We start from the raw sequence: 22992 nt of genomic DNA on the forward strand, positions 1-22992 counted from the left end.
GGCGCACATTGACCTAGACTGTCGGCCCGACTTGTTTTGAACAAACCCCAATCGCTATCCACGCGCTACGACCCCCGTGATCTCTCCGATGAGGAGTTGGTCGCGCGCGCGCATACGGAGCTGTTTCACGTAACACGCGCCTATGAAGAGTTGATGCGTCGCTACCAGAGAACTTTATTTAACGTTTGTGCGCGTTATCTAGGGAACGATCGTGATGCTGACGATGTCTGTCAGGAGGTGATGTTGAAGGTGCTGTATGGCCTGAAGAACTTCGAGGGGAAATCGAAGTTCAAGACCTGGCTCTACAGCATCACGTACAACGAATGCATCACGCAGTATCGCAAGGAACGGCGAAAGCGTCGCTTGATGGACGCATTGAGCCTGGACCCTCTCGAGGAAGCGTCGGAAGACAAGGCGCCCAAGCCCGAGGAAAAGGGTGGACTCGATCGCTGGTTGGTCTATGTAAACCCGATCGACCGGGAAATTCTGGTGCTACGATTTGTCGCAGAGCTGGAATTCCAGGAGATCGCAGACATAATGCATATGGGTTTGAGCGCGACAAAAATGCGTTACAAGCGCGCTCTTGACAAATTGCGTGAGAAATTTGCGGGCATTGCTGAAACTTAGTTCGGCGCAAATATCTCTTACGTGTAGGCAAGTTCTGATAGACTTGCCGCCGAGTTGTCCCCCGGTTTGCGGGACTGCTTCACAATCACCAGATGGGGATTTAACGGATGAAACTGAAAAACACCTTGGGCTTTGCCATTGGTTCTTTGATTGCTGCCACTTCGTTCGGCGCTCTGGCACAAGGCCAAGGCGCAGTTGAAATCGAAGGCTTCGCCAAGAAAGAAATGTTCGACAGCGCTCGTGATTTCAAGAACAACGGCAACCTGTTCGGCGGTTCGGTTGGTTACTTCCTGACCGACGACGTTGAACTGCGTTTGGCCTACGACGAAGTGCACAACGCACGTACCGAAGACGGCACTAACGTCAAGGGCGCCAACACCGCTCTGGACGCTCTGTACCACTTCAACAACCCAGGCGACATGCTGCGTCCTTACGTCTCTGCCGGTTTCTCGGACCAGAGCATCGACCAGAATGGCAGCAACGGTCGTAACCGTTCTACCTTCGCTAACGTTGGTGGCGGCGCCAAGCTGTATTTCACTGACAACTTCTACGCCCGTGCTGGCGTCGAAGCTCAGTACAACATCGACCAGGGCGACACCGAGTGGGCACCAAGCGTCGGTATCGGTGTGAACTTCGGTGGCGGCTCCAAGCCTGCTGCTGCTCCAGTTCCAGCTCCGGCTGAAGTCTGCTCCGACAGCGACAACGATGGCGTGTGCGACAACGTCGACAAGTGCCCTGACACCCCAGCCAACGTAACTGTTGACGCTGATGGCTGCCCAGCTGTTGCTGAAGTCGTTCGTGTTGAGCTGGACGTCAAGTTCGACTTCGACAAGTCGACTGTCAAGCCTAACAGCTACGGCGACATCAAGAACCTGGCTGACTTCATGAAGCAGTACCCATCCACCACCACTACTGTTGAAGGTCACACTGACTCCGTCGGTCCTGACGCTTACAACCAGAAACTGTCTGAGCGTCGTGCAAACGCCGTTAAGCAAGTTCTGACCAACCAGTACGGTGTTGAATCGTCCCGCGTTCAGTCTGTTGGCTACGGCGAATCCCGCCCAGTTGCCGACAACGCCACTGACGCTGGTCGTGCAGTTAACCGTCGCGTAGAAGCGCAGGTTGAAGCCCAAGCTAAGTAATTAGCCCACAGCTTTGGAAAAGCCCGGCTTAGGCCGGGCTTTTCTTTGCCTGGGATTTATGAAAATCATGGGGTGGGTTGGAACACACAAGACCTGTGGGAGCGAGCTTGCTCGCGATGGCGGCCTGTCTCTCTCGGTCGTACTCAATCCCATGTGGGAGCGAGCTTGCTCGCGATTGCGGTGTGTCAGTCACCCTCCAGGCTGCTGATACATTGCAATCGCGAGCAAGCTCGCTCCCACATGGGTGTCTGTTAGAGGGCTGAAACCTGGGCCCAGGTCGGCGAGGAGTCGGCCAGTTCGGCAGCGCCGGCCACCGTGCCAATCACCAGAATCGCCGGGCTCTTGAGTTGAAAGGTGCTGGCATCGGCTTCCATCGAGGCCAGGTCGCTGCGGCAATCACGCTGGTGGGGCAGGGAGGCGTTTTCGATCATGGCCACGGGCGTGTTCGCCGCCAGGCCACCGGCCAGCAACTGCTCGCGGATCTCGCTCAGTTTTGCCACGCCCATGTACACCACCAAGGTGGTCCCGCTTTGCGCCAGGGCTTGCCAGTTCAGGCTGCTGCCGTCTTGAGTGTGGGCCGTGACCAGGGTCACGCCCCGGGCAATTCCGCGCAAGGTCAGTGGAATATCGCACTGAGTCGCCCCCGCGAGGCCTGCGGTGATGCCGTTGACCAGTTCCACCTCGACGCCATGCTCGCGCAGCCACTGCGCCTCTTCACCGCCGCGGCCGAAGATGCACGGGTCGCCACCCTTGAGGCGCACCACGCATTTGCCCTGGCGGGCATAACGCAGCATCAGCCGATGAATGAAAGCCTGCGGTGTGGAGCGGCAGCCGCCGCGCTTGCCCACGGCAATGATGCGCGCGTCGGGGCAGTGTTCCAGCACCGCGGTATTCACCAGGTCATCGATCAACACCACGTCGGCCTCGCCCAAGGCGCGCACGGCTTTGAGGGTCAGCAATTCAGGGTCACCGGGACCTGCACCCACCAGCCAGACTTTTGCGTTCATAGTGTTTTCCTCACGAGATAGCCGCCAGCGGTTGCGCCGTGGCAACCAGCAGACGTTTGATTTCCGGTACGCAAGAACCACATTGCGTGCCACAGCCCAATTCTTGCTTGAGCCCCTGCAAGTCCAAGCCACGCTCGATGCCTGCGCAGATCGCACGCTGGCTCACGTTCATGCAGTTGCACAGCGTTTTGCTGCCACCCGTTGTAGCGCCGACATTGCCCGGCGGCGCGCTCAAAGGCGCCAGCAGCCAGCGCCGCAGTTGTTCATCGGCACGGCCTTCCAGCCACAGGTTCTGCAGCCAGTGCCGGGCCAGGGTTTCGCCGGCCAGGCGGATGGCGGTGATGCGGCCGTTTTTGATGCGCACCCGTTTACCGATGGCGCGACGCGGGTCGTCATAGGCCAGTACCGGCCCGTCGATCAGGCCCAATTGCTCGTCGATGGCCTTGAGCAGTTGCGGTTCTGGCGCGACGGCGCTGGCAGCGCGAATCAGCAATGCGGGACGCTCACGGCCGGTCAGGCTCAGGCTGACGTAGGAAAACCCCTCGCACAGGGGGCGCAGCGCCTCCAAATGTTGTTGAACATCGCCTTCGATCAAGGCGAACAACTGCCAAGGCAGGTTCACCGGTTCCAGGCGCACGCCGCTGTGCTTGAGTTCCGGTTGTTTCGACAAGGGGTCGAAGGCCGGTTGAGTCAGGGTGTTCACGCCGCCCTTGAGGAACCGATCACCCCAGTGCATGGGCAGGAACGCCTGGCCCGGGCGCACGCTGTCGTCGCTGTCCACGGCCACGATCACGCTGCCGCGACGGCTCTTGAGGTTGACCAGGTCGCCCGCTTGCAGGCGATGGCGCTGCATTTCGTCGGGGTGCAGGCTGAGCACGGCTTCGTTCACATGACCAAACAGCTGCGCGGCGGTGCCGGTACGGCTCATGCCGTGCCACTGGTCCCTCAGGCGGCCAGTGTTGAGGGTCAATGGGTAGCGGGCGTCACGCAGTTCCTGGGCGGCGCGATAGGGATCGGCCACGAAACGCGCCCGGCCGTTGTCGGTCGGGAAAATCCCGTCCACGTACAGGCGCGCCGTTCCGACCGTGGCGCCTTCGGGGAAGGGCCATTGCTGGGGGCCGAGTTGATCGATCAGGGCATGGCTGATGCCGGACAAGTCCAGGTCGCGGCCTCGGGTCAGTTGTTTGTATTCATCGAACAGTTGGGCCGGGGTGTCAAAGGCGAACAGGCTGGTTTGGCCCGGGCGCAGACGTTTCTCCAGGCGCTGTGCGAAATCCACTGTGATTGCCCAGTCCGGACGTGCTTCACCCGGTGCGCCGACGGCCCGACGGACGTGGGAAATCCGCCGTTCGGAGTTGGTCACCGAGCCTTCTTTCTCGCCCCAGCTGGCTGCCGGCAGCAGCAAGTCGGCAAAGGCGGCGGTCTCGGTGGTCCGGAAGGCTTCCTGCAACACCACGAACGGGCAAGCTTGCAGCGCCTCACGTACCGCTGTCTGGTCCGGCATCGACTGGGCCGGGTTGGTGCAGGCGATCCACAAGGCCTTGATCTTGCCACTGCGCACCTGTTCGAACAGCTCGATGGCGCTCAAACCGGTGGTGGCGGGCAATTGCTCGACACCCCAATAGCGGGCGACATCGGCGCGATGCTCCGGGTTGGCGGCTTCGCGATGGCCCGGCAGCAGGTTCGACAGGCTGCCGGTTTCCCGTCCACCCATGGCATTGGGTTGGCCGGTCAGAGAGAAGGGGCCTGCACCCGGTCGACCGATTTGTCCCGTGGCCAGGTGCAAGTTGATCAGGGCGCTGTTTTTCGCGCTGCCGGCGGTGGACTGGTTCAAACCCATGCACCACAACGACAGGAAGCTTGGCGACGTGCCGACCCATTCGGCGCACTGGTGCAGTTGTTCGACGCTGATGCCGCACAACTGGGCGACCATGGCCGGGGTGTAGTCGCGCACCAGGTTCTTCAGGTCTGCGAAGCCTTCGGTATGGGCCTTGATGAAGTCGCGGTCGACCCAGTCTTCCCACAGCAGCAGGTGCAAAATCCCATGGAACAAAGCGACATCGGTGCCGGGCAGGATCGCCAAGTGCAGGTCCGCCAGGTCGCAGGTGTCGGTACGCCGGGGGTCGATGACGATGATTTTCATCTGTGGTCGGCGGGATTTGGCCTCTTCGAGGCGGCGAAAGAGGATGGGATGGGCGTAGGCCATGTTACTGCCGACGATCATCACGCAGTCGCTCAGTTCCAGGTCTTCGTAGCTGCAGGGTGGGGCGTCGGCGCCGAGGCTGCGTTTGTAGCCCACCACGGCGGAGGACATGCACAGCCGGGAATTGCTGTCTATGTTGTTGGTGCCCACCAATGCCCGGGCAAGTTTGTTAAATGCGTAGTAATCCTCGGTCAGCAACTGGCCGGAGATGTAGAACGCCACGCTGTCGGGGCCGTGCTCGGCGATGGTCTCGGCGAAGACGCTGGCGGCGTGATCCAGGGCGCTGTCCCAGTCGGTACGGGCCCGGGCCAGGCCTTTGCCCAGGCGCAGTTCCGGGTACAGGGCGCGAGCGGCGAGGTCGCCGGTCAGGTGCAGGGTGGAACCCTTGCTGCACAGTTTGCCGAAGTTGGCCGGATGGGCGGGATCGCCGCTGACGCCGAGGATGCGCTCGCCGTCATGCTCGATCAGGACGCCGCAACCGACCCCGCAATAACAGCAGGTGGAGGCAGTGATCTGGCGGTTCATCAGCTTGCATCCCGCAGGGCTAGTTGCACCCGGCCGTTCTCGACCCGGGCCGAATGATGATGGGCGCAGCCCACGTCGGGGGCCTGGGCCTGGCCGCTTTCCAGGTCGATCTGCCAGTTGTGCAGCGGGCAGGCCACGCGCTTGCCGTAGACCAACCCTTGGGACAACGGGCCGCCCTTGTGCGGGCAACGGTCATCCAGTGCGAACACTTCATCGTCGCTGGTGCGGAATATCGCGATATCGCCTTTGGGGCCATTGATGATGCGCGAACCGAGGATGTTGATCTCTTCCAGTGCGCAGATATCCAACCAGTTCATGCCGGCACCTCCAGGTTCTTCACGGGGATGGCCTCGAACTCTTTCTTCAACTGAGGCTGTTCCAGGCGTTGCTTCCAAGGGTCCTGTTCCAGCGACAGGGAAAACTTCAGGCGTTCGTGGAGGGCCTTGCGTCGTTCGGGGTCTTCCAGCACGGCTTTCTTGATGTGCTCCATGCCAACCCGCTGCATGTAATGCACGGTGCGTTCGAGGTAGAAGGCTTCCTCACGGTAGAGCTGCAGGAAGGCGCCGTTGTATTCACGCACCTCTTCGGCGGTCTTGAGCTTGACGAAAAACTCGGCGACCTCGGTCTTGATCCCGCCGTTGCCACCGATGTACATCTCCCAGCCGGAATCGACGCCGATAATGCCGACGTCCTTGATCCCGGCTTCCGAACAGTTGCGTGGGCAACCGGAGACGGCCAGCTTCACTTTGTGGGGCGACCACATGTTGAACAGGTCGTGTTCCAGCTCGATGCCCAGTTGGGTGGAGTTCTGCGTGCCGAAGCGGCAGAACTCGCTGCCCACGCAGGTCTTCACGGTGCGAATGGACTTGCCATAGGCGTGGCCGGAGGGCATGTCGAGGTCTTTCCAGACGCCGGGCAGGTCCTGCTTCTTGATCCCCAGCAAATCGATGCGCTGCCCGCCCGTGACCTTGACCATCGGCACGTTGTATTTGTCGGCCACGTCGGCGATGCGCCGCAGCTCGGAGGGGTTGGTCACGCCGCCCCACATCCGTGGAACCACGGAGTAGGTGCCGTCTTTCTGGATGTTGGCGTGGGCGCGTTCGTTGATCAGGCGCGACTGTGGGTCGTCGTGGGCTTCGCCGGGCCAGGTGGAAATCAGGTAGTAGTTCAATGCCGGACGGCAGGTGGCGCAGCCGTTCGGGGTGCGCCAGTTCAGGTAGCTCATGGTCCCGGCGATGCTCAGCAGGTGCTGGTCGCGGATCGCCTGGCGGATCTGGCCGTGGTTGAGGTCGCTGCAACCGCAGATGGCTTTTTCGCTTTTCGGCTTGACGTCCGCCGCACCGCCGACGGTGTTGATCAGGATCTGTTCCACCAGGCCGGCGCAGGAACCGCAGGAACTGGCGGCCTTGGTGTGTTTTTTTACGTCATCGACGCTGAACAGCCCGTGTTCCTGGATCGCCTTGACGATGGTGCCCTTGCACACGCCATTGCAGCCGCAGACTTCGGCGCTGTCGGCCATGCTCATGGCTTTGTCCTGGCCCTGGTGGCCTACGTCGCCGAGTGCATTCTCACCGAACATCAGGTGATCGCGGATCTCGCTGATGCCGTGGTTCTCACGGATCTGGCGGAAATACCAGCCGCCGTCCGCGGTATCGCCGTACAGACAGGCACCGACCAGCACGTCATCCTTGATCACCAGTTTTTTGTAGACGCCGCCGATGGGGTCGGACAGGGTGATGGTCTCGGTGCCTTCGCCGCCCATGAAGTCGCCGGCGGAGAACAGGTCGATGCCGGTGACTTTCAACTTGGTCGACGTGACCGAACCCTTGTAAGTGGCGAAGCCCAGTTGCGCGAGGTGGTTGGCGCAGACTTTGGCTTGTTCGAACAGCGGTGCCACCAGGCCGTAGGCGGTGCCGCGGTGGCTGGCGCATTCACCGATGGCGTAGATGCGTGGGTCGTAGGTTTGCATGGTGTCGTTGACCAGGATCCCGCGGTTGCACGGGATGCCGGATTTTTCCGCCAGTTCGGTGTTGGGGCGGATGCCGGCGGCCATCACCACCAGGTCGGCGGGGATGATGTCGCCGTTCTTGAACTGGACCGACCCGACCCGGCCATTGCCGGCATCGTGCAAGGCCTGGGTCTGTTCGCTGAGGCGGAATTTCAGGCCGCGGTTTTCCAGGGCGGTTTGCAGCAGTTGGCCGCTGGTCTTGTCCAGTTGCCGTTCCAGCAGCCATTCGCCCAGGTGCACCACGGTCACGTCCATGCCCCGCAGCTTCAAGCCGTTGGCCGCTTCCAGGCCCAACAGGCCGCCACCGATGACCACGGCGTGCTTGTGGGTCTTGGCGGTATCGATCATCGCCTGGGTGTCGGCGATGTCGCGGTAGCCGATCACGCCGTCCAGGCTGTTGCCGGGGATCGGCAGGATGAAGGGCGTGGAGCCGGTGGCGATGAGCAGGCGGTCGTATTCGGCTTCGCTACCGTCTTCGGCGATGACCCGGCGCTTTATCCGGTCGATCTCCACCACCTTGCGGTTGAGCAGCAGCTTGATGTTGTTGTCCAGGTACCAGCTCAGGTCGTTGAGCACGATCTCTTCGAACGTCTGCTCACCGGCCAGCACCGGCGAGAGCAGGATGCGGTTGTAGTTGGTGTGGGGCTCGGCGCCGAACACCGTGATGTCGTACAGCTCGTTGCTCAGCTTGAGCAGTTCCTCGAGGGTTCGAACCCCGGCCATGCCGTTGCCGATCATCACCAGTTTGAGTTTTTTCATCAGGGTTCTCCGCAAGCTCAGGTCCGTTTCATCACGGCGATCGGACTGGCTCGGCAATTTTTACGAAAACAAAAAAAGGCGTCCCGCTAGCAAGCTAGCGAGGACGCCTTTGTCCTGGTCCCGTTCTCTCGGGAAGCACCGCCTTCATCGTTGGAGGCGTTGCTTTATGTATGGTGAGAGAGGTTATGCAGTGGTTGTGCCAACTGGCTCTAAGGTGCGGATTTATTGAGCAGCGAGCTGATTGAGCGGATTGGGGTGGGGTTTATTGCACCGAATCAAAGCGTGTTGCCCGGTAATGGAGCGTGGGGCCGATAGCTTTTTAGTGGCAGGCAGGCCGCCATCGCGAGCAAGCTTTGCTCCCACAGCAGATCCCTTGTGGCAGCAAATGCCCTGTGACAGCAGGTCCCTTGTGGGAGCAAAGCTTGCTCGCGATGGGGACGACCGGATTTCAGCTGTGAAACATCAGAAACAACAACACAACATTCACCACCAACGACACCAGTGCCAACGTCCGCCAGACCTTCAGCGGCTCCCTTTCCAGCAACGGCCTGGGCCTTACGCTCAAGCTGCGGCGTTCGCCCTGTTCCAGCAGCAACAGCCATTCCTCGGCGGTTTCAAAGCGCTGGCCCGGGTCCGCCGCGACGGCGCGTTCCAGGCTTTGCCCAAGCCATTCAGCCAGGTCCGGCCGATAGCGGTTGGCACTGACCGGCACGCCAAAGCGCGGGCGCTGGAAGGCTTCGATTTCGCCGTAGGGATAGTGCCCGGTCAGCAGGAAATACAAGGTCACGCCGACGGCATACAAATCCTGTTGCGCCGTGGGTGCGGTGCCGCCGAAGGCTTCCGGGGCAATGTAGCTGGGCGTACCGGGCAAGACGTTGGCCTGGTCCTCGGACAGGCCCGGGCAGTAGGCCAGGCCGAAATCCAGCAAGCGCAACTCCCCGTCGTCACCCAGGTGCAGGTTTTCCGGCTTGATGTCGCGGTGGTAGATCTGCCTTCGATGCAACAGGCCCACCGCCCGCATCAGCCGTTGCGCCAGGTCCTGCCATTGGGCCAGGGGCAATGGCCCGGCCTGGTTGAACAGCTCGGCCAGGGTCGCGCCCGGATACTCGCGCATCACATAGTACAAATGCTGACGCTGGGGAACGCCATGGACCTCGGGAAACTGCCGCCCGGCGACGCGCTTGAGAAACCATTCCTCCGAGAGCAAGGCCTGTCCAGCCCGGCTGTCGTCCCGTAGCTGCACGGGCAAGGTTTTCAGCAACCAGGGTTGGCCCTGGCCGTCATGTACCCGGTAGAGCAACGATTGCTGGCTCTGGCCAAGCAGGCCTTCGACCTGCCAGCCCTCGAACACCTGGCCCGGTTTCAGCATGGGGGGCAGGGGCCATTGCTGCAGTTGGATCAAGGCATCGCCGATGCTGGCTTCGCCCAGGGCATCGACCCGCACCAACAACGCGCTGGCGTTGTCCTGGCTGCCGGCCAGGTGCGCGGCGTTGACCAGCGTCTGGGCCGCGAGGTCCAGGTCCGGTTGGTCGCGAAGGATGCCGGCGATGGCCGTGTCCCCCAGGACGGCCCAGACGCCATCGCTGAGCAACACGAACGTTTCGTCGGTGCGCAGTTCACCGTCGAGAAAGTCGAGAATCAGGTGTTGATCCAGTCCCAGGGCCCGCTTGAGCACATGCTGCATGCCTTGCTGTTCCCAGACGTGATCTTCGCTGACCCGTTGCAAGTGATCGGCGTGCCAGCGATAGACCCGGCAATCACCCACGTGGGCCAGGGTGAAGCGCCGGCCTCGCAGGACCAGGGCGCTGACGGTGGTGAGCAGCGGTTGCCCGCCACCGTTGGCCTGCAGCCAGCGATTCTGCGCCAGTAACAAGCGGTCCAGCGCCTGGGCCACGCCCCAGGTTTGCGGCGTGGAATAGTAGTCCAGGGCCAGGGCCTGCAAGGTCGAACGGGCGGCCAATCCGCCATCGGCGCATTGGCTCACGCCGTCGGCGATGGCGAACAGGTAACCCTTGCTGGCGGCCAGGGCCGGGGCGGGGGTGACCAGGCGCAGGGCGTCCTGGTTTTCCTCCCGCGGGCCGATGGCACTGGCTTCGGCGAAGCTCAATTGCAGGCTCATGGTTGCAGGTTATACCCGAGCAGCGGTGACGGCTGCCGAACCCCAAGTGGTTCTCCAGCGACGCTTGACACCGTGCAGGCCGAACCAGGCCAGGACACCGAGGCTGGCGAACAACCACAGGGCCAGTTGATAGCTGCCGGTGCTTTGTTTGATCGCGCCCATGCCCGCCGCCAGGGCGAAGCCGCCGATGCCGCCGGCCATGCCGATCAGCCCGGTCATCACGCCGATTTCGCGACGGAAGCGTTGTGGCACCAGTTGGAACACCGCGCCGTTGCCCGCACCCAAACCGAGCATGGTGCAAACGAACAGGGCCAGGGCCGCATAGGAACTCGGCAGGTTGAAGCCCACCGCGGCGATGCAGACTGCAGCAACGGTGTACATGCCGAGCAAGGTGCGGATGCCACCGAAACGGTCCGCCAGGGCGCCACCCAAGGGACGCATCAGACTGCCACCGAAGACGCAGGCAGCGGTGTAGTAGCCGGCGGTGACGGGGCTCAGGCCGTATTGGTCGTTGAAGTAGCCGGGCAGGGCGCTGGCCAGGCCGATGAAACCGCCGAAGGTCACGCTGTAGAAGAACATGAACCACCAGCTGTCACGGTCGCCCAGGGCCTTGAGGTAGTCGGCCATGGATTTGGCTTTCGGCCGTTCGGGAGCGTTCTTGGCCAGCCAGGCGAAGAGGACCAGGGTCAACACCAGCGGGATCAGCGCGAAGCCGAACACGTTGGTCCAGCCGAAGGCTACGGCCATGACCGGAGCGATCAACGCCGCGAGCACGGTGCCCGAGTTACCGGCGCCAGCGATGCCCATGGCCTTGCCCTGGTGTTGTGGCGGATACCACTGGGAAGCCAGCGGCAGGGCCACGGCGAACGAAGCGCCGGCCACGCCCAGGAACAGGCCGAGCAGCAGGGCTTGTTCGTAGCTGTGGATGCCCAGTTTCCAGGCGCAAAACAACGCACCGATCACAATCACCTGGCCGACCATGCCGGCGGTTTTCGGCGAGATGCGATCGGCCAGCAAGCCCATGAACAGACGCAGTACGGCACCGGCCAGGATCGGCGTCGCGACCATCAGGCCGCGTTGCTGGGTGGTCAGGTGCAGGTCGGCGGAGATCTGCACTGCCAGTGGACCGAGCAGGTACCAGACCATGAAACTCAGGTCGAAATAGAGGAAGGCCGCGCACAGTGTCGGGGTGTGGCCGGATTTCCAGAAGCTTGAATTCATCGCGCACCTCAGCTGTAAAAGTCTCGAGAAATGAGTCAGTGCTCAGAAGCAGTGCGCCGTCTGTGGTCGCACCACCGGCTCCGAAGAGCCAAAACAAAAAAACGCCGCAACCCGGATTGCCAGAGAGGCAAGGTGGGTGTGCGACGTCTTTGTCGTAGGTGGGGCAACCGCCGTTGGTTACCTGTGGGATTGCTTAAGCGAGATCTGTGCCAACAGGAGGGATTGGCGTGAGGGCTATCGCGAGCAAGCTCGCTCCCACAATGGATCTTCAGTGGGCACAATACCTGTGGGAGCGGGCTTGCTCGCGAAGGCGTCCGGTCAGTCGACATCGATGTTGAATGGAAAGCCGCTTTCGCGAGCAAGCCCGCTCCCACATTGGAACTCCAGTGGCTACAGGACCTGTGGGAGCGAGCTTGCTCGCGATGGCGTCAGGCCAGGCGCTACAAGGCTGTCAGCCGAGCAACTCGTTCATGGCAATGATCTGCTCCGCCACCTGGATCAGCTTCTGCTGGCGGCTCATGGCCTGGCGGCGCATCAGGGTATAGGCCTGTTCTTCGTTGCACTCCTTCATCTTCATCAGCATGCCCTTGGCCAGTTCGATGCGCTTGCGTTCGGCCAGTTGCTGGTCCCGGGCCAGGAGTTGGGCACGCAGGGCCTGGTCGCTTTCGAAGCGGGCCATGGCCACGTCGAGGATCGGTTGCAGGCGCGCAGCGTGGATGCCTTCGACGATGTAGGCACTGACGCCCGACTTGATCGCCTGGCGCATCACATTGGGGTCGTGCTCGTCGGTAAACATGACGATCGGTCGTGGCTGGTCGCGGCTGACCAGCACCACTTGTTCCATCACATCGCGTCCGGGTGACTCGGTATCGATCAGGATCACGTCCGGACGCACCGTTTCGACGCGCGCCGGCAGGTCGATGGTCAGGCCGGATTCGTCGATCACTTCGAAGCCGGCCTCAATCAGGGCAGCCTTGAGGCGGCCGACTTTTTTCGCGGTGTCGTTGATCAGCAGGATACGCAGCATGGTCGTGGCTCCTGTCAGCGGCTGGCGAGAAGGGGAGCCGCATCGCTCAAGGCGTGCAGTTTGAAGCTGCGGGCGTACCCGGCCGGGTCCGAGCCGTCCCAGGTGGTGCCGTCGATCAGTTGGCTGCTGCGCATGTCCTGGTCCGCAGACGCGATGTCGAGTGCAGCGCAGGCTTCACGGTACAGTTTGAGCTGTTGGACGTCCCTGGCCACGGCCAGGTAATCCGGGTCTTCACGCAGCAGGCCCCAGCGACGGAACTGGGTCATGAACCACATGCCGTCGGACAGGTACGGCAGGTTCACTTCGCCGCCGCCATGAAAGCGCATTGCGTGGGGATCCTGCCAGCTGTTGCCCAAGCCGTCGGCATAGATCCCCAGCAGGCGCGGCTCGATGCAGTCCAGCGGGGCGTCGAGGTATTCCGGTGCACTCAATAGTTGCGCGGTGCTGCGGCGGTTTTCGTTGCTCTGTTCGATGAAGCGGCTGGCTTCGAGGATTGCCATCACCAAGGCCCGGGCGGTATTGGGGTATTGCTCGACGAACGCCTGGGTGCAGCCCAGGACTTTTTCCGGGTGGTCGGGCCAGATGGTCTGGGTGGTCGCAAGGGTAAAACCGAGGTTCTGCTTCACCGCGCTGGCGCACCACGGCTCGCCGACACAAAACCCGTCGATGCGCCCGGCTTGCAGGTGCGCGATCATTTGCGGCGGCGGCACCACCACACTGTCGACGTCCGACAAGGGGTGGATGCCCTGGGCTGCAAGCCAGTAATAGAGCCACATGGCGTGGGTGCCGGTGGGGAAGGTCTGGGCGAAGGTCAGTTTCGGGCGAGTTTGGTGCACGTGCCGTTCCAGTGCTTCAGGACTGGTCACGCCTTGGGCCTGCAAGCCATGGGACAGGTTGATGCTCTGGCCGTTCTGGTTCAGCCCCATCAGCACCGCCATGTCGGTCGGTGCCACGCCGCCGATGCCCAGATGCACCGCATAGATCAGGCCATACAGGCTGTGGGCGGCATCGATTTCACCGCTGACCAGTTTGTCCCGCAGGTTGGCCCAGGACGCTTGGCGCTTGAGGTTCAGGGTCAGGCCGTAGGGTTGGGCGAAGCCCTGGGTGGCAGCGACCACCACCGGGGCACAGTCGCTCAAGGCCATGAAACCGAGGTTGATCGCGCTCTTTTCCGGGGCATCGCTGCCGTTGACCCAGGCCAGGGGGTTGGCTGGAACTTCATTCATCGGTATCACCTTCCGCATAAAAAAGCGCCGTGTCCGGGCTCAGGAGACCGGACGACGACGCCGTTGTCCCTTAAAACAGTGTGGCACTCATTCCGTCGCTGGCATGGGCGCTGATGACCAAAAGGGTGCAAGGCATATGCCAGCGCTATCGTTTTGTGCGGGCGCCTCGCTTGAGCCGCCGTTGCCCGGCTATAATCGCCGCCTCATTTCGTCGCCCGAGTCAAAGCCGCCCATGTACACCCTGGCCCGTGAACTGCTGTTCAAACTCTCCCCGGAAACTTCCCACGACCTGTCCCTGGACTTGATCGGCGCGGGCGGACGCCTCGGCCTCAACGGTTTGCTGTGCAAGGCGCCGGTGAAATTGCCGGTGACGGTCATGGGCCTGGAGTTTCCCAACCCGGTCGGGTTGGCGGCGGGCCTGGACAAGAATGGCGCGGCCATCGACGGCTTCGCCCAGTTGGGTTTCGGTTTCGTGGAAATCGGCACCGTCACTCCGCGCCCGCAGCCGGGCAACCCCAAGCCACGGCTCTTCCGCCTGCCGCAAGCCGAGGCGATCATCAATCGCATGGGCTTCAACAACCTGGGCGTCGACAACCTGCTGGCCCGCGTGGCCGCGGCCAAATACAAGGGCGTGCTCGGCATCAACATCGGCAAGAACTTCGACACGCCGGTGGAGCGCGCCGTCGACGACTACCTGATCTGCCTGGACAAGGTCTACGCCCACGCCAGCTACGTGACCGTCAACGTCAGCTCTCCCAACACCCCGGGGCTGCGCAGCCTGCAATTCGGTGATTCCCTCAAGCAACTACTGGCCGACCTGGCCCGGCGTCGCGCGGAACTGGCTTTGACCCATGGTCGGCATGTGCCACTGGCGATCAAGATCGCCCCGGACATGACCGACGAAGAGACCAGCCAGGTGGCCCAGGCCCTGATCGAGACGGGCATGGACGCGGTGATCGCCACCAACACGACCCTGGGGCGCGAAGGCGTCGAAGGGCTGGAGCACGGTGACGAGGCGGGCGGTTTGTCTGGCGCGCCCGTGCGTGACAAGAGCACCCACACCGTGAAGGTGCTGGCCGCTGAGTTGGCGGGGCGCTTGCCGATCATCGCGGCGGGCGGGATTACCGAAGGCAGGCATGCCGCCGAGAAGATCACCGCCGGGGCGAGCCTGGTGCAGGTTTACTCGGGCTTCATCTACAAGGGGCCGGCGTTGATTCGTGAGTCGGTGGATGCGATTGCGGCGTTGGGTTGATTCAGGAGTGCTCGGCTCTATTGTGGCGAGCAGGTTTTCTGTGGGAGCAAAGCTTGCTCGCGATAAGGTCGCCTCGGTTCCAGACAGACCGCGTTGTCTTCATCGCGGGCAAGCCTTGCTCCCACAGGGCCTCGCCACAACATGTTGCAACTCAAGTTAATAACCCAGGCATTAAAAAGGGCTCCTCGAAGGAGCCCCCTGGGCCGTAGCCCGCCGCCCGGATGGGACGTGCGTGGTTAAATCGATATGGGTTTCAAATTGTCGAGTTCTTGAGTATTAAGCCCTGTGTCAGCCGACGGCGTGAAGTTCGTTGAGTCTATGGATACCCGCAGTGCCGGTCATACCGTCCCAGTTGTCGCCGCGTCCTTCTCGCCAGCCATTGATCCAGGCTTGACGTACCGACGGTAGAGTAAAGGGGCAAAGCTCACGGGATTTACCACCAACGCCATATTGGTAACCACGTAAAAATGCTCTTTCCAACGGATCACGCTTAAGTCTTCTCATAGGGTGTTGCCCTCACTTGTTGACTGTTACTTAGCGTCGACCTCTATCGAGGCCGGGGCAGAATCATTCTGCCGTTGGTGGCTCGTTGCCGGCGTGACGAGCCGAGGTGTTGACGCCGTTGCGACGTCAACCTGTGTTGAGTTCTAACCAAAGCGTCACAGGGATGGAATGATCGTTTTGTCATAAGCACGTAACAGTAAAGATGTTAGGGCGATAAGTAACTTCATGTTCATTGACCGCTTTTGAGCAAGACCCCTGTATGATCGGCCCTGCGCCAAAGGGGACGGCCTTTCCTTGAATGAGAATGTCCCCCTGTTGCACTCAGGTACTATTCGACGAAAGGGTCGAGTTTTCACAATTTGTTGCACAGAATTTTTTACCTGCCTTCGCATCAAAGCTCTTTTAACCTGAGCGGCGAGGGCGGCACGGCACACATTCGTGCCACGCGGGTGCTCTTGAGAAAAGCACCTGACTGAACCCGGCCCGGCAATGCGTTGCCCGGCCCACTTAGCCAAAGGCTCTGGAAACCCCATGTCCGATCGTTTCGAACTCTTCCTCACCTGCCCCAAGGGCCTCGAAGGCCTGCTGATCGAGGAAGCCGTCGGGCTTGGCCTTGAAGAGGCGCGCGAGCACACCTCGGCCGTGCGCGGCATGGCCGACATGGAAACGGCTTATCGCCTGTGCCTGTGGTCGCGCCTGGCCAACCGCGTGTTGCTGGTGCTCAAGCGCTTCCCGATGAAGGATGCCGAAGACCTGTACCACGGTGTGCTGGATGTCGACTGGCAAGACCATATGCTGGCCGATGGCACCTTGGCAGTGGAGTTCAGCGGTCATGGTTCGGGCATCGACAACACCCACTTCGGCGCCTTGAAGGTCAAGGATGCCATCGTCGACAAGCTGCGCACGCCATCGGGCGAGCGACCGTCCATCGACAAGCTCAACCCGGACCTGCGCATCCACCTGCGCCTGGACCGTGGCGAAGCGATCCTCTCCCTCGACCTTTCCGGCCACAGCCTGCACCAGCGCGGTTATCGCCTGCAGCAAGGCGCCGCGCCGCTGAAGGAAAACCTCGCCGCCGCGATTCTGATCCGCGCCGGTTGGCCGCGCATTGCCGCTGAAGGCGGGGCGCTGGCCGACCCAATGTGCGGTGTCGGCACGTTCCTGGTGGAAGCCGGCATGATCGCCGCCGACATGGCGCCGAACCTGCGTCGCCAGCAGTGGGGCTTCACCGCCTGGCTCGGCCACGTGCCGGCGTTGTGGAAGAAGCTCCACGAAGAGGCCAGCGAACGCGCCGCCGCCGGGCTGGCCAAGCCGCCGTTGTGGATTCGCGGCTACGAAGCCGACCCACGGCTCATCCAACCGGGCCGCAACAACGTCGAGCGGGCGGGCCTGAGCGAGTGGATCAAGATCTATCAGGGCGAAGTTGCCACCTTCGAACCGCGTCCGGATCAGAACCAGAAAGGCCTGGTGATCTGCAACCCGCCGTACGGCGAGCGTCTGGGCGACGAAGCCAGCCTGCTTTATCTCTACCAGAACCTGGGCGAACGCCTGCGCCAGGCGTGCCTGAACTGGGAGGCGGCGGTGTTTACCGGTGCGCCGGACCTGGGCAAGCGCATGGGCATTCGCAGCCACAAGCAGTATTCGTTCTGGAACGGCGCCTTGCCGTGCAAGTTGTTGCTGATCAAGGTCCTGCCGGACCAGTTCGTCACTGGCGAGCGTCGCACCCCGGAGCAACGCCAGGCCGAGCGCGAGCAAGCCGCTTACGATCAAGCCCCCGAAGTGCCGCAAGAGCGCCAGTACAACAAGAACGGTAACCCGATCAAACCGGCGCCGGCACCGGCCCCTGTGGTCGAGCAGGCGCGGTTGAGCGAAGGCGGGCAGATGTTCGCCAATCGCCTGCAAAAGAACCTCAAGTTGCTGAGTAAATGGGCCAAGCGTGAAGGTGTGGACTGCTACCGGGTCTACGATGCCGACATGCCGGAATACTCCATGGCCATCGACCTCTATCACGACTGGGTTCACGTCCAGGAATACGTCGCACCGAAGTCCATCGACCCGGAAAAGGCCTCGGCCCGGCTGTTCGACGCCCTGGCGGCGATTCCCCAGGCGCTGAACGTGGACAAGAGCCGCGTGGTGATCAAGCGCCGCGAGCGTCAGAGCGGCACCAAGCAGTACGAGCGCCAGAGCGCCCAGGGCAAGTTCACCGAGGTCAACGAAGGCGGCGTGAAGCTGCTGGTCAACCTTACCGATTACCTGGACACCGGGCTGTTCCTCGATCATCGACCGATGCGTCTGCGGATCCAGAAAGAGGCCGCCGGCAAGCGTTTCCTCAACCTGTTCTGCTACACCGCGACCGCCAGCGTCCACGCCGCCAAGGGGGGAGCCCGGAGCACCACCAGTGTCGACTTGTCGAAAACCTACCTGGACTGGGCGCGGCGCAACTTGTCGCTCAATGGTTTTTCCGACAAGAACCGCCTGGAGCAGGGTGACGTGATGGCATGGCTGGAAGCCAGTCGTGACGAGTACGACCTGATCTTCATCGACCCGCCGACCTTCTCCAACTCCAAGCGCATGGAAGGCGTGTTTGACGTGCAGCGCGATCACGTGCAGTTGCTGGACCTGGCCATGGCGCGCCTGGCCCCGGGCGGTGTGCTGTATTTCTCCAACAACTTCCGCAAGTTCCAACTCGAGGACAACCTCGGCGAGCGCTATGCGGTGGAAGAAATCACCGCCAAGACGATTGATCCGGATTTCGCCCGCAACGGCAAGATCCACCGTGCCTGGAAAATCATGGCGCGTTGACTGGGCCTGATTGGATCCACGAAGCCTTGTAATTCAGGGCTTCTAGCCTCGTTTGGGGCTGGCTAAAGTGATGGCGAATAGCTATAACTTAGGCTGTGTCCAGGGTTGTATCTATGCCTGGTCCCTTTGCGGGTTGTATTTATGGCATTGCATCAGGTGCGCCCCAGAATCCTGGGCTTTATCAGCGAAGATGTGTCGGCCTGGCTGGTGGCTTCGCTGGTGCTGCTGGCCGGTACCTTCCTGACCGGCGTGTTGAGCTGGGCGATGACGAACCTGTTCAATCAGCAATTGCGCCAGCGCTTCGAGTTGCACGTTGAGGAGCGCTTCAGCCGCATCGAGGAACAATTCCAGGACGAGGAGCTACTCCTCGGCAGCCTCGGGCGCTTCTTTGCCAACTCCGAAGACGTTTCCAACCGGGAATTCCGTGGCTACGCCGACGCGCTGTTGCGCCGTACCCGGGCCTTCGTCTGGGCGCCCAGGGTGCTTCGCGACGAACGGCAAGCGTTCGAACAGCAGGCGCAGGCCGAAGGGGCTCCTCAATTTTCGATCCGCGAGGCGGATGGCAGCGGTGGCCTGCGGCAGGCCGCCGAACGGGACGAGTACGTTCCGGTGCTCTACATCCAGAGCCGGACTCCCTACGGTGCACCGCTGGGCCTGGATCTGCTTTCCGAACCCTTGCGCCGTGCCACCCTCCAGCGGGCTCGCCAGCGCGGCGGGCTGGTGGCCTCGCAACCGCTGGACTTGATGGACGGCGACCCGGTGTCTACCCACGGAATATTGCTGGTCGCGCCAGTTATCAGGGAATCGGCCAATGAACCGTTCGGCTACGTGGTGGCGGCTATCAGTATGTCGCAACTGGTGGGCGACGGACTGCCGGCGTCCAGTCACGACAATCTGTCGATGCGGGTCGTGGACCTGTCTGCCGAAAACGGTGCGCAGACGCTGTTCGAATCCCGCAACCAGCCGGGCCAGAGCGATTTGTCGGCGACCCGCCTGTTACGTCTGGCCGATCACGACTATCGGGTGGAGTTACGGCCCAGCCGGGTATTCCTGTCGACCAATCATTCTTCGGTCACCAGCCTGGTGATACTCGGCGGCTTGCTCAGCCTGCTGCTCAGCGCCTTGCTCTATGTGCTGGTCAGCCAGCGGCAGCGGGCCTTGAAACTGGTCGAGCAACGCACCCGTGAACTGCGCGCCCGGGAGCAGGAGCTGCGCGGTACTCATGGCCAATTGCGCGGCGTGCTGGATGCCGCGACCCAGGTCGCGATCATCGCCACGGACCTGCGCGGGGTCATCACCACCTTCAACGTCGGCGCCGAACAGATGCTCGGCTACCCGAGTTGCGAGGTGCTGCAAAGCATGACCCTGGAGAGCTTGCATGTGCCGCGCGAACTCCAGGCTCGGGCCGCCCAGCTTGGCGCGCGTTTTGGCAAACCGATTCCCACCTGCCACGCGATGTTGCTCGAGGGCGGCGAACAGGGTGGACAACAGGCGCGGGAATGGACGCTGGTGCGTCGCGATGGTAGCCACCTGACCGTGAACATGCTGGCTACACCGATGCTCGATGACCAGGGGTTGTGGGTCGGGCACCTGGCGATCTGCATCGACATCACCGAACGCAAGCGCGTTCACGAAGCGCTGGCGGCCCGTGATCTGTTGCTGAAAAAGCTCAGCGCCCACGTGCCCGGGGGGATCTACCAGTTCAAGATGGATTTCAATGATCGCTTCAGCGTGATCTATGCCAGCGACGGCATTCGTGACATCTATGAGCTGGAACCCGATGTACTGGTGCAGAACGCCGAGGCTATTTTCTCGCGTATTCACCCGTTGGACAGCACGCGCGTCCGTGCTTCGATTCGTGCTTCGGCCCATACCTTGAGCCCGTGGCGGGAAGAGTACCGGGTGCAATTGCCTTTACGCGGCCTGCGCTGGGTGCGCGGCGAGGCCACACCCGAGGAGTTGCCCGGCGGTGGGGTGTTGTGGCACGGCTACATCTCGGATATTTCCGACTTGAAACGGGTGGAAGAAGAACTACGGGCCTTGTCCGTGACCGACGCTTTGACCGGCATTCGCAACCGTCGTTATTTCCAGGAGCGGCTGACCTCGGAGATGGTCCGGGTTGAGCGCGGTTCGGGGGGGCTGGCGGTCATCATGCTCGACATCGATCACTTCAAGCGCATCAACGACCAGCACGGCCATGCGGTGGGCGACCGGGTGTTGCAGGCGGTCTGCCAGCGCATCGCCCAACGGTTGCGCCGCACCGATGTGTTCTGTCGGTTGGGTGGGGAAGAGTTCGTGGTGCTGTGTCCGGACACTGACAGTGACAGCGCCTACTCTCTGGCGCTGGAGCTGTGGGAAGGCTTGCGGGCTGCGCCCATCGACGATGTGGGCGTTGTCACCGCCAGCTTCGGCATCGCCACTTGGCGTGCCGGGGAGGGCGCCGATGCGCTGCTGCTCAGGGCCGATTCAGGCGTGTACGCGGCCAAGCAGGCCGGGCGGGACCGGGTCGAGACGCAGTTGGGTTAGCCATTTTGGCCGGGTCTGGGGGCGAAAGGTGTGGGAGCGGGCTTGCTCGCGAATGCGGTGTAACATTCAAGCATTGCATTGGCTGACACGCCGCCTTCGCGAGCAAGCCCGCTCCCACAGTTGATCTTCAGTGGGCAAAAAATCTGTGCTCGACACAAATCCCCTGTGGGAGCGAGCTTGCTCGCGATAGCGTCAGGCCAGCCACATCCCCATCAACTGACCGACCGAATCGCGAGCAAGCTCGCTCCCACACTTGATCTTCAGTGGGCCCAACATTCGTGTTCGACACAGATCCACTGTGGGAGCGAGCTTGCTCGCGATAGCGGTATGTCATTCAGCATCGATGTTTGCTGACCGACCGCATCGCGAGCAGGCTCGCTCCCACATTTGTACCTCTGATCACCACTGAATCTGTGGTGAGTCGGGGGTCAGAGCACCGAAGCCGTCTGTGACAGTTTCGGCTGGCGGTACAGGTCCAGCAACACCTGGTCCAGCACTGACGAAGCGCCCCATGGCTTCGGATCGTTGAGGATCGCCACCACCGCCCAGGTGTTGCCATTGATGTCGCGGCTGTAGCCGGCGATGGCGCGGACAGTGTTCAGGGTCCCGGTCTTGACGTGGGCCTCGCCGGCCATGGCGGTGGTCTTCAGGCGTCTGCGCATGGTGCCGTCGGTGCCGGCAATTGGCATCGAACTGATGAACTCCGCCGAATACGGGCTGCGCCAGGCGGCTTGCAGCATCGCGGCCATTTCCCGGGCGCTGACCCGCTCGGCGCGGGACAGGCCGGAGCCGTTCTCCATTACCAGGTGCGGTGCGGTGATGCCTTTCTTGGCCAGCCACTGGCGCACCACCCGTTGCGCGGCCTTGGCGTCATCGCCGTCGGCTTCGTTACGGAACTGCGCGCCGAGGCTCAGGAACAGTTGCTGGGCCATGGTGTTGTTACTGTATTTGTTGATGTCGCGGATGATCTCCGCCAGGTCCGGAGAGAATGCCCGGGCCAGCACCTTGGCGTTGCTCGGGGTAGCGGCCAGGCGGTCCTTGCCCTGGATGCTGCCACCCAGTTCCTTCCAGATCGCCCGCACGGCGCCAGCGGTGTAGGTGGCATGGTCCAGCAGCGACAGGTAGGTCTGGGAGCTGCAACCGTCACCGAGCTGGCCGCCGACGGTCACCGTCACGCTGCCGTCCGCCTGTGGCACCGGGTTGTAGCGCACGCCGCCGGCGCATTGTTTGGAATTGACCGCCTTGACCTGATTTTCTATGCGGATGCTGGCAATCGGCGGTTCCACCGACACCAGGACCCGGCCGCCGTCGTTGCGGGCGACGAAGCGCAGGGCCTTGAGGTTGACCAGCAACGAGTCGGGCTTGACCAGGAATGGCTTGTTTTCGTCGTTGCCGTCGTCGTTGAATTCGGGCAGTTGCGGCTGGATGAAGAAACTGCGGTCCAGGACCAGGTCGCCGGTGATCTGCTGCACGCCGTTGGCCCGCAGGTCGCGCATCAGCAACCAGAGTTTTTCCATGTTCAGCTTGGGATCGCCGCCGCCCTTGAGGTATAGGTTGCCGTTGAGGATCCCGCCGCTGAGGGTGCCGTCGGTGTAGAACTCGGTTTTCCACTGGTGATTGGGGCCGAGCATTTCCAGGGCCGCGTAGGTGGTCACCAGTTTCATCGTGGAAGCGGGGTTGACCGAGACGTCGGCGTTGTACAAGGTCGGGGTGCCGGGACCATTGAGCGGCACCATCACCAGGGACAGGGCGTCGTTCTGCAGCTTGCTGGCCTTGAGGGCCTTTTGCACGTTGAGCGACAGGGCAGTGTTGATCGTGGCGGCGTGGGCGGTGACAGGGAGGGCCAGGGGAAGAAGAAGGCTGGCCAGAAGCAGTGGACGCAAAGATTTGATCATTTGAAATAGAACCCTACGGGCGAGGGGGAAAAAACGAGGACATGAAAATGAACGTCCTCAACGGTCATGAAAGTGTCGGCATTATGCCCCAAGCCGCAACGGCTTGGGCCGTGCCTGAGCCCTTCGGCTGCTATTTTTTACCGACGGTA

Annotated in this window: 15 protein-coding genes; 5 read left to right on the forward strand and 10 right to left on the reverse strand. The window is 62.1% G+C overall.

Going from position 1 to position 22992, the window contains the following annotated elements; translation table 11 throughout:
• Positions 1–36 precede the first annotated feature (36 nt).
• Positions 37–627 (forward strand): RNA polymerase sigma factor SigX, encoded by a 591-nt coding sequence (gene sigX / locus PSH84_RS13615; protein WP_003183614.1) that lies wholly within the window; start codon positions 37–39, stop codon positions 625–627.
• Between the two features lie 107 nt (positions 628–734).
• Positions 735–1769, forward strand: a complete 1035-nt coding sequence (locus PSH84_RS13620) for an OmpA family protein (protein ID WP_122567888.1) — start codon at positions 735–737, stop codon at positions 1767–1769.
• A 251-nt stretch (positions 1770–2020) separates the two neighbouring features.
• Here the strand turns inward: PSH84_RS13620 and cobA are convergent, their stop codons facing one another.
• The 8 genes from cobA to PSH84_RS13660 all read right to left on the reverse strand — a co-directional run bounded on the left by cobA (position 2021) and on the right by PSH84_RS13660 (position 13864).
• Complete coding sequence (gene cobA / locus PSH84_RS13625) at positions 2021–2776, reverse strand: uroporphyrinogen-III C-methyltransferase (RefSeq protein ID WP_305483057.1); 756 nt, start codon at positions 2774–2776, stop codon at positions 2021–2023.
• 10 nt (positions 2777–2786) lie between these two features.
• On the reverse strand, positions 2787–5504 hold the full coding sequence (locus PSH84_RS13630) for a nitrate reductase (RefSeq protein WP_305483058.1): 2718 nt from the start codon (positions 5502–5504) through the stop codon (positions 2787–2789).
• On the reverse strand, positions 5504–5821 hold the full coding sequence (gene nirD / locus PSH84_RS13635; protein ID WP_018605256.1) for a nitrite reductase small subunit NirD: 318 nt from the start codon (positions 5819–5821) through the stop codon (positions 5504–5506). Before nirD ends, PSH84_RS13630 begins: the two co-directional genes overlap by 1 nt.
• Positions 5818–8271: a nitrite reductase large subunit NirB gene (gene nirB / locus PSH84_RS13640; protein WP_305483059.1), complete on the reverse strand. Its 2454-nt coding sequence runs from the start codon at positions 8269–8271 to the stop codon at positions 5818–5820. Before nirB ends, nirD begins: the two co-directional genes overlap by 4 nt.
• Before the next feature lie 448 nt (positions 8272–8719).
• Positions 8720–10390, reverse strand: coding sequence for a bifunctional protein-serine/threonine kinase/phosphatase (locus tag PSH84_RS13645; RefSeq protein WP_305470348.1), 1671 nt, complete (start codon positions 10388–10390; stop codon positions 8720–8722).
• A gap of 9 nt (positions 10391–10399) precedes the next feature.
• A complete protein-coding gene (locus PSH84_RS13650) occupies positions 10400–11611 on the reverse strand; it encodes a nitrate/nitrite transporter (RefSeq protein WP_305483060.1) in 1212 nt (403 codons plus the stop codon).
• 451 nt (positions 11612–12062) lie between these two features.
• A complete protein-coding gene (locus PSH84_RS13655; protein WP_003199539.1) occupies positions 12063–12638 on the reverse strand; it encodes an ANTAR domain-containing response regulator in 576 nt (191 codons plus the stop codon).
• 14 nt (positions 12639–12652) lie between these two features.
• Complete coding sequence (locus tag PSH84_RS13660; RefSeq protein ID WP_305483061.1) at positions 12653–13864, reverse strand: CmpA/NrtA family ABC transporter substrate-binding protein; 1212 nt, start codon at positions 13862–13864, stop codon at positions 12653–12655.
• A 232-nt stretch (positions 13865–14096) separates the two neighbouring features.
• On the opposite strand from PSH84_RS13660, the gene PSH84_RS13665 reads away from it, so the two are divergent.
• Positions 14097–15116, forward strand: coding sequence for a quinone-dependent dihydroorotate dehydrogenase (locus tag PSH84_RS13665; protein WP_122567894.1), 1020 nt, complete (start codon positions 14097–14099; stop codon positions 15114–15116).
• Positions 15117–15404: 288 nt separating this feature from the next.
• On the opposite strand, the gene rmf is transcribed toward PSH84_RS13665, so the two are convergent.
• Positions 15405–15620, reverse strand: a complete 216-nt coding sequence (gene rmf / locus PSH84_RS13670) for a ribosome modulation factor (RefSeq protein WP_003223300.1) — start codon at positions 15618–15620, stop codon at positions 15405–15407.
• Between the two features lie 531 nt (positions 15621–16151).
• On the opposite strand from rmf, the gene rlmKL reads away from it, so the two are divergent.
• Complete coding sequence (rlmKL, locus tag PSH84_RS13675; protein WP_122567895.1) at positions 16152–18422, forward strand: bifunctional 23S rRNA (guanine(2069)-N(7))-methyltransferase RlmK/23S rRNA (guanine(2445)-N(2))-methyltransferase RlmL; 2271 nt, start codon at positions 16152–16154, stop codon at positions 18420–18422.
• A gap of 141 nt (positions 18423–18563) precedes the next feature.
• Positions 18564–20948 carry a sensor domain-containing diguanylate cyclase gene (locus tag PSH84_RS13680; protein ID WP_305483063.1) on the forward strand — a complete coding sequence of 795 codons (2385 nt, stop codon included), beginning with the start codon at positions 18564–18566 and terminating at the stop codon, positions 20946–20948.
• A 428-nt stretch (positions 20949–21376) separates the two neighbouring features.
• Here the strand turns inward: PSH84_RS13680 and dacB are convergent, their stop codons facing one another.
• The gene (gene dacB / locus PSH84_RS13685; protein ID WP_305483064.1) at positions 21377–22843 is read right to left on the reverse strand and encodes a D-alanyl-D-alanine carboxypeptidase/D-alanyl-D-alanine endopeptidase; all 1467 of its coding nucleotides are present in this window, start codon (positions 22841–22843) and stop codon (positions 21377–21379) included.
• Positions 22844–22992 lie beyond the last annotated feature (149 nt).

The organism is Pseudomonas beijingensis (genome assembly GCF_030687295.1).
GTDB lineage: Bacteria > Pseudomonadota > Gammaproteobacteria > Pseudomonadales > Pseudomonadaceae > Aquipseudomonas > Aquipseudomonas beijingensis.

What these genes read in the sequence shown, in the direction of transcription:
- PSH84_RS13665 (WP_122567894.1), top strand. Translation starts at nt 14,097, where the DNA reads ATGTACACCCTGGCCCGTGAACTGCTGTTCAAACTCTCCCCGGAAACT.
- cobA (WP_305483057.1), bottom strand. Translation starts at nt 2,776, where the DNA reads ATGAACGCAAAAGTCTGGCTGGTGGGTGCAGGTCCCGGTGACCCTGAA.
- nirD (WP_018605256.1), bottom strand. Translation starts at nt 5,821, where the DNA reads ATGAACTGGTTGGATATCTGCGCACTGGAAGAGATCAACATCCTCGGT.
- PSH84_RS13660 (WP_305483061.1), bottom strand. Translation starts at nt 13,864, where the DNA reads ATGAATGAAGTTCCAGCCAACCCCCTGGCCTGGGTCAACGGCAGCGAT.
- nirB (WP_305483059.1), bottom strand. Translation starts at nt 8,271, where the DNA reads ATGAAAAAACTCAAACTGGTGATGATCGGCAACGGCATGGCCGGGGTT.
- PSH84_RS13620 (WP_122567888.1), top strand. Translation starts at nt 735, where the DNA reads ATGAAACTGAAAAACACCTTGGGCTTTGCCATTGGTTCTTTGATTGCT.
- dacB (WP_305483064.1), bottom strand. Translation starts at nt 22,843, where the DNA reads ATGATCAAATCTTTGCGTCCACTGCTTCTGGCCAGCCTTCTTCTTCCC.
- PSH84_RS13645 (WP_305470348.1), bottom strand. Translation starts at nt 10,390, where the DNA reads ATGAGCCTGCAATTGAGCTTCGCCGAAGCCAGTGCCATCGGCCCGCGG.
- PSH84_RS13650 (WP_305483060.1), bottom strand. Translation starts at nt 11,611, where the DNA reads ATGAATTCAAGCTTCTGGAAATCCGGCCACACCCCGACACTGTGCGCG.
- PSH84_RS13655 (WP_003199539.1), bottom strand. Translation starts at nt 12,638, where the DNA reads ATGCTGCGTATCCTGCTGATCAACGACACCGCGAAAAAAGTCGGCCGC.
- PSH84_RS13630 (WP_305483058.1), bottom strand. Translation starts at nt 5,504, where the DNA reads ATGAACCGCCAGATCACTGCCTCCACCTGCTGTTATTGCGGGGTCGGT.
- rmf (WP_003223300.1), bottom strand. Translation starts at nt 15,620, where the DNA reads ATGAGAAGACTTAAGCGTGATCCGTTGGAAAGAGCATTTTTACGTGGT.
- rlmKL (WP_122567895.1), top strand. Translation starts at nt 16,152, where the DNA reads ATGTCCGATCGTTTCGAACTCTTCCTCACCTGCCCCAAGGGCCTCGAA.
- PSH84_RS13680 (WP_305483063.1), top strand. Translation starts at nt 18,564, where the DNA reads ATGGCATTGCATCAGGTGCGCCCCAGAATCCTGGGCTTTATCAGCGAA.